This window comes from Pseudomonas sp. MD195_PC81_125 (assembly GCF_014060985.1).
In the GTDB taxonomy this organism is placed as follows: Bacteria; Pseudomonadota; Gammaproteobacteria; order Pseudomonadales; family Pseudomonadaceae; genus Aquipseudomonas; species Aquipseudomonas parakoreensis.
The window spans coordinates 1-5,932 of sequence record NZ_JABULD010000004.1 but is presented as its reverse complement, the minus strand read 5'-3'; the positions used below and the strand labels follow the sequence as shown (position 1 = coordinate 5,932).

General features: G+C 62.7%; 1 protein-coding gene and 2 pseudogenes. 2 read left to right on the top strand and 1 reads right to left on the bottom strand.

The window, feature by feature from the left end; translation table 11 throughout:
* The first annotated feature begins 9 nt into the window (after positions 1-9).
* Positions 10-2,518: pseudogene (locus tag HT737_RS00445) on the top strand (fused MFS/spermidine synthase).
* A 133-nt stretch (positions 2,519-2,651) separates the two neighbouring features.
* Here the strand turns inward: HT737_RS00445 and HT737_RS00440 are convergent.
* Positions 2,652-3,329, bottom strand: a complete 678-nt coding sequence (locus HT737_RS00440; protein ID WP_182400941.1) for a DUF3313 domain-containing protein — start codon at positions 3,327-3,329, stop codon at positions 2,652-2,654.
* Between the two features lie 212 nt (positions 3,330-3,541).
* Between HT737_RS00440 and HT737_RS00435 the strand changes: the two are divergent.
* Positions 3,542-5,904: pseudogene (locus tag HT737_RS00435) on the top strand (tetratricopeptide repeat protein).
* Positions 5,905-5,932: the final 28 nt, after the last annotated feature.

Here is a 5,932-nt window from a genome sequence, read left to right as displayed (position 1 = left end):
CCCCCCCGCATGTCCTCACGTATCGCCAGCAAGCCGTCCGGCCATACCCCACCGCCCGACGCCGCCACCCCGGCGCTGCTGATCCCTGCCCCTGCTGTTGTGCACCTCCGGCGCCGCCGCGCTGGTATATCAGGTGCTGTGGATCAAGCAGTTGTCGCTGGTGGTCGGCGTCGAGGTCTATGCCATCACCACCGGCATCAGCGCGTTTTTCGCCGGGCTGGCCATTGGCGGCTGGCTGTTCGGGCGCTGGGCTGATCGCTTGCAGCAACCGGTGCTGCTCTACGCCGGGCTGGAAGTGCTGGTGGCGATACTTGGTGTCGGCGCCACGGTTGCGATGAGCCTGGCGGCGAGCCCGTTTGCCTGGTTGCAAAGCCATGTCGGCCTGCTGGGCTGGCTGTTGCCATTCGCGCTGGTGGGGATTCCGGCGGTGTTGATGGGCGGCACGCTTCCGGTATTGGTGCGCTCGCTGGCGGCTGACCCGGGCAAGGCCGGCGGTCAGCTGTATGCGGCCAACACCCTCGGCGCAATTGTCGGCACCCTGCTCGCCGCGTTCGTGCTGATCGCCACCCTCGGTGTGCGTGGCAGTGCGCTGTTTGCCGCAATGCTCAATCTGCTGGCCGCAACCGCTGCGCTGTGGCTGCAACGTCAGCGTCCGACGCCAGTTGCAGCGCCCGTCAAACCTCATACCGGGAAAGCCGCAGACCGCACCGCACTGTGGCTGTACGCCATCGCCGGCGGCGTGGCGCTGGGGTATGAAGTGGTCTGGTCACAGTCGATCGTGCAGTTCATGAGCACCCGCACCTACGCGTTTGCCGTGGTGCTCGCCACGTACCTGACCGGGCTGTTCATCGGCAGCGCCGTGCTCGCTCGTCGCGTCGAGCGCATTCGCGATCCGTGGGGCGTGTTCGGTCTGCTGATAGCCGGTGCCGGGCTGATCGCTTTGCTGGAAATTGCCCTGCTGGGGCGCTGGCTGGTGTTGGCGCAAAGTCAGGCCGAGCAGTGGGTGCTGGCGTTTGGCGCCAGCGAACTGGCCGGCATGAGCGCACGTTTTGCAGTGGCGGCGCTGAGCATCGTGTTCGTGCCGACGCTGTTGCTCGGCGCAGCGTTTCCGCTGGCGCTGCGGCTGAGCGTGGGTCTCGAACGAATCGGTCGTGACGTGGGTGCCGTGGTCGCGTTCAACACGCTGGGCGGGATTGTCGGGGTGATGCTCTGCGGTTTTCTGCTGATTCCGCTGCTGGGGCTGGTGCGCACGCTAGGCCTGCTGGCAATCATCGCGGCCGGCACTGGCTACGTGGCTGTGCGCAAGGGTCACCACGTCAAAAAAGGCCGACGTCAGGCAGTGGTCGCGTTGGGCCTGGTATCGGTGGTATTGGCCGTACTGACGCCGGTCGACAAACTCGCCAGTCTGCTGCCCGGTGCGCGCAACGGCACGCTGGCGTTCTACGAGGAAGGCCGAGGCGGCACCGTGGCGGTGGTCGCTCAGGGCCGCGGTGAGAACAGCTTCCACCGCCTGTACATTCAAGGTGTGTCGAACACCGGCGATGCCATGCCGTCGCTGCGCTACATGCGCATCCAGGCCCTGCTGCCGTTGCTGATCCACAACGGCGAGCCACGCTCGACACTGGTGATCGGTTTCGGCACCGGGATCACCGCCGGCGCCCTGCTGCGCTATCCGGGCCTGGAACATCGGGTGGTTGCCGAGTTGTTACCGTCGGTGGTCAAGGCTGCGCCCCTGTTCAAGGGCAACTTCAATGCCGCCAGCGATCCGGGAATCGATGTGCGCCTTCGCGACGGTCGCCAGGAACTGCTGCGCAGCCCGCAGACCTACGACCTGATCACCCTCGAACCGCCACCGCCGTCGGCAGCCGGCGTGGTCAATCTGTACTCGCGAGACTTCTATCAGTTGGCGGCCAGTCGGCTGGAGCAACACGGCATCGTCGCGCAGTGGTTACCGTTGCCGACCCAGAACATCGACGACTCGCGCGCACTGGTACGCAGCTTCCTCGACGTGTTCCCGTATGCCTCGCTGTGGACCAGCGAGTTCCACGAGATGCTGCTGGTCGGTTCGCTGCAGCCGATGCAACTGGACGCGGCGAAAATCACCGAGCGCTTCCAGCAGGCCAGCGTGCGCAGCACTTTGCAGGATGTCGGGATTGGCTCGGCGGCCGCGTTACTCGCGACCTGGGTCACCGATCGCGCAGGCCTTGAACGTTTCGCAGCCAATGCCCCGGCGGTCACGGACGATCAGCCCCGGATCGAATACGCGCCATGGGTACGCAGCAAGGAAATCACTCGGGTGTTGCCGGCACTGCTGGACTTGTATCAGCCACCGCCGCTAGTGAATGCCGATGCCGGGTTCACTGAGCGACTGGAGACACACCGTCAGCGCCTGATGCAGTTCTACCGCGCCAGCCTGCATGCGTATGACGGGGATCGGGATGCGTGGGGACGGGATATGCGTGAGGTGATGCGTTGGGATGGCGGGAATCCGTATTTCCGCTGGTTTACCGGGCAATGATGTAGCGCCTGACCGAATGCCATCGCGGGCAAGCCCGCTCCCACTTGGACCGATGTGAATCAATAATCGCATTCACAGCACAGAACCCTGTGGGAGCGGGCTTGCCCGCGATGAGGCCATCAGCCCCGCTGCATTATTTAGCCTCTGCCTTGAGCTTCACATACATCTGATGCATGTCATTGGCCCAGCCATCAATCACCGGTTTGACGTCAGTGGCCTTCATGGCTTGCGTGTCGTTCTCCAACGGTTTGCCGGTGCCTTTGCGCACCACCTGCGCCACGACCTTGTTGCTCGCACCGTCAAGGAACACCGCTTCGGTGGCCAGCGTGGTTTCCTGATCGCGGATACCGCTGGCAGTGCTGACGGCTGCCGCCACCAGGGCCACCGGGATCACTTCATAAGCGTGCAGGCCTTCGGTCTTGCTGCTCACAGCAGTGATGGCCGCACGCACCACAATCACGCCTGGGCCAGGGCCATTGGCCAACGGCAGATCCTTGCTGATTTCACGCTTGAGCGCCTGATCGTAATAGGAGGTGATGCCGTTGAGGGTCTGTTGGGAAATCTTCGCGGTCGGTTGCGGCTTTGGATAGAGCTGGGTCGGCTCGATGTACACGCTGGTGAACTTGCTGATATCCACTTTCGGATCAATCCAGCGCATCACCTCGGCACCGGACGGCGACTTGGCCTCCTTGAGCTGGCTGTAGTCCTTGAGAAAGCCGGAATACTCATCGGGAGCGACGGTTTTGCTGGAGCAACCCACCACGCCAAGGGTGGCAATGCAGAGGGTGCCCATCATTACTGCTAGCTTCATGCTGTAACTCCTGTCAGAAGGCCTGAATGTATTGCGTAGGGGGAGTTACAGGTATAGCTAAAACCGCGGCAATTGCGCTGAAAACCAGAAAATTCACACAACACCGGGCGCCGTGTCACAACTGACGTTTGACAGATGGCGGGCATCCGGCAAAGCTGCATCAAGCTTGAACGCATGCCAGCAGGCCAATGCATCTGACCACGGAAGTCGTAATGCCCAAGCATAAAAATAACGTCGTACCGCCTGAACCTGATTCGTCCCGACCGTCCCTTTCGCGTTATCTGTTCCCTCTCACCATTGGCGTGCTGCTGGCCGCTGTGGCGGGCATTGGCTGGTTTCTGTTCAGCCCTTCGCCCGCGCCGTACAAGGCCCCGCCGATCAGCGCGGCGGCGCCTGTCGTCGCCAGACCGCAACCGGTGGCACAGAAGCCCGCCAGCATGGTCGATGAGCAACAATGTCAGGGCTGCCATACTGAGCAGGTCAAGGACTGGCAAGGCTCGCATCACCAATTGGCGATGCAGCCAGCGAATGCCGACACCGTGCTTGGCGACTTCAACAACGTCACCTTCAGGGCCGAAAACGAGACCACCCGGTTCTCCCGCAAAGACGACCAGTTCCAGGTCAATACGCCGGGTATCGATGGCAAGAACGCTGACTTCAAAGTCGCCTACACCTTCGGCATTGCACCGTTGCAGCAATACCTGATCGACGTCGGCGAAGGTCGTTTGCAGGCGCTCGGTGTGGCGTGGGATACCGAGAAACACCGCTGGTTTCACCTCTATCCCGGCCAAGGCGTGAATTTCAAGAATCCGCTGCACTGGAGCAAGCCCAGCCAGAACGCCAACTTCATGTGCGTCGAATGCCACACCACTGGCTTCAAGCGCAATTTCGATGCGGCCAGCAACACGTTCAACAGCCAGTGGAACAGTCTCGGGGTTGGCTGTCAGGCCTGCCACGGCCCGGCCTCGAATCACCTGGAGTGGACGCAGAAAAAAAGACGACCTGATCCACAAGGGTTTTGCCGTCGACCTCAAGGACAAGAATGCTACCGTCGAAATCGAAACCTGTGCCCGCTGCCATGCGCGCCGTGCGCCGCTGGGCGATGGCTTCACCGTCGGCAAGCACTTGATGGACGACTACCTGCCGAGCACTCTCACCCGCGAACTGTATGCGCTGGACGGCAAGATCAAGGATGAGGTGTTCGAGCACGGTTCGTTCCTGCAGAGCAAAAATGTTCGACAAAGGGGTGCGCTGCAGCAATTGCCACAACCCGCACAGCAGCGAACTCAAGGCGCCGGGCAACGCGGTGTGTCTGCAATGCCACAACACGGCGGGCAAGACCTCGGTCGAAGGTGTCGATGGCAAGGGCCTGCAAGCGAAGAACTACGACTCCATCGAACACACCCGCCACACCCCGGGCCAGCCCGGCTCGCAGTGCGTGGATTGCCACATGCCCGGCAAGTTCTACATGGGCAACGACTGGCGCCATGACCACAGCTTCAGCATCCCCAACCCGGAACGCGCGCAAAAACTCGGGACGCCCGATGCGTGTCTGAGCTGCCACCAAGGCAAGGCCGGGGACAAGGTCACCGCGCAATTCAAGGTGTGGAACGCCTCCGCGGCGACCCCACAGGCACCGCGCTATGACGAGAGCCTGTGGCTGATTCGCAACGGCCAGCCCGGCGCAGCAAACGCTCTGTATGAGCAATTGCAGCGCAGCGATCTGCCGGCGATTCAGCGGGCAACGTTGCTGACTGAACTGCCGCTGTATCCGAGTGATCAGGCTTTGAAACTGGCGACTCAGAATCTGAAAGATCCAGCGCCGCAGGTTCGCGAAAGCGCGGTGCGCGCCATCAGTGCCTTCCTGCCGCCCGCCGAGCGCGCCTCGTTGCTGACACCGCTGCTCGGCGATCCGGTGAAAGCCGTGCGCATCGTCGCGGCGCGGGACCTGCTCAGCGTGGCGCGCAACAACGGCCTCGGCGCCGCACAGCCCCATTGGGACGCGGTGATTGCCGAGTATGAGGCGGTGCAGAACAGTCTCGCGGAACGGGCCGAGGCCAACCTGAACCTGGCAATGCTGTATCAGGCCAGTGGCCGTGCTGCCGAGGTCGAAGGGTTGCTGCGCACCGCACTCAAACGCGATCCGGATTTCTACCCGGCGCTGGTGACGCTGGTGCAATGGCTGGAGGCCAATGGTCGGGTTCAGGAAGCGCAGACCCTGCTGGACGACGGCCTCAAGGCGCACCCGGACGCTGCATTGCTGCAGCACACCCGTGGCCTGTCATTGATCCGCGCCGGCAAGACTGCCGAAGCCATGACCGCGCTGCACAAAGCCGCACAACTGGAGCCGCAGAACCCGCAGTACGGTTACGTGCTGGCGGTGGCGTTGCACGACAGTGGCAAGGTGACCGAGGCGTGTGACGAGCTGGAGCGTCTGCTCAAAGTCCAGCCGGCGAACCGCAATGCCCGGCTGTCGCTGATCCAGTACTACCTGGAGAACGGCCAGGAGCCGAAGGCCCAGGTGCTGTTGCAGGGGTGGAAGAAGATGAACATGGGCGATCCGGCGCTGAAATAAAGCGCCCTGTAGGAGCTGCCGCAGGCTG

Coding starts and splice junctions, on each gene's coding strand:
- HT737_RS00440 (WP_182400941.1), bottom strand. CDS start 3,329: ATGAAGCTAGCAGTAATGATGGGCACCCTCTGCATTGCCACCCTTGGC.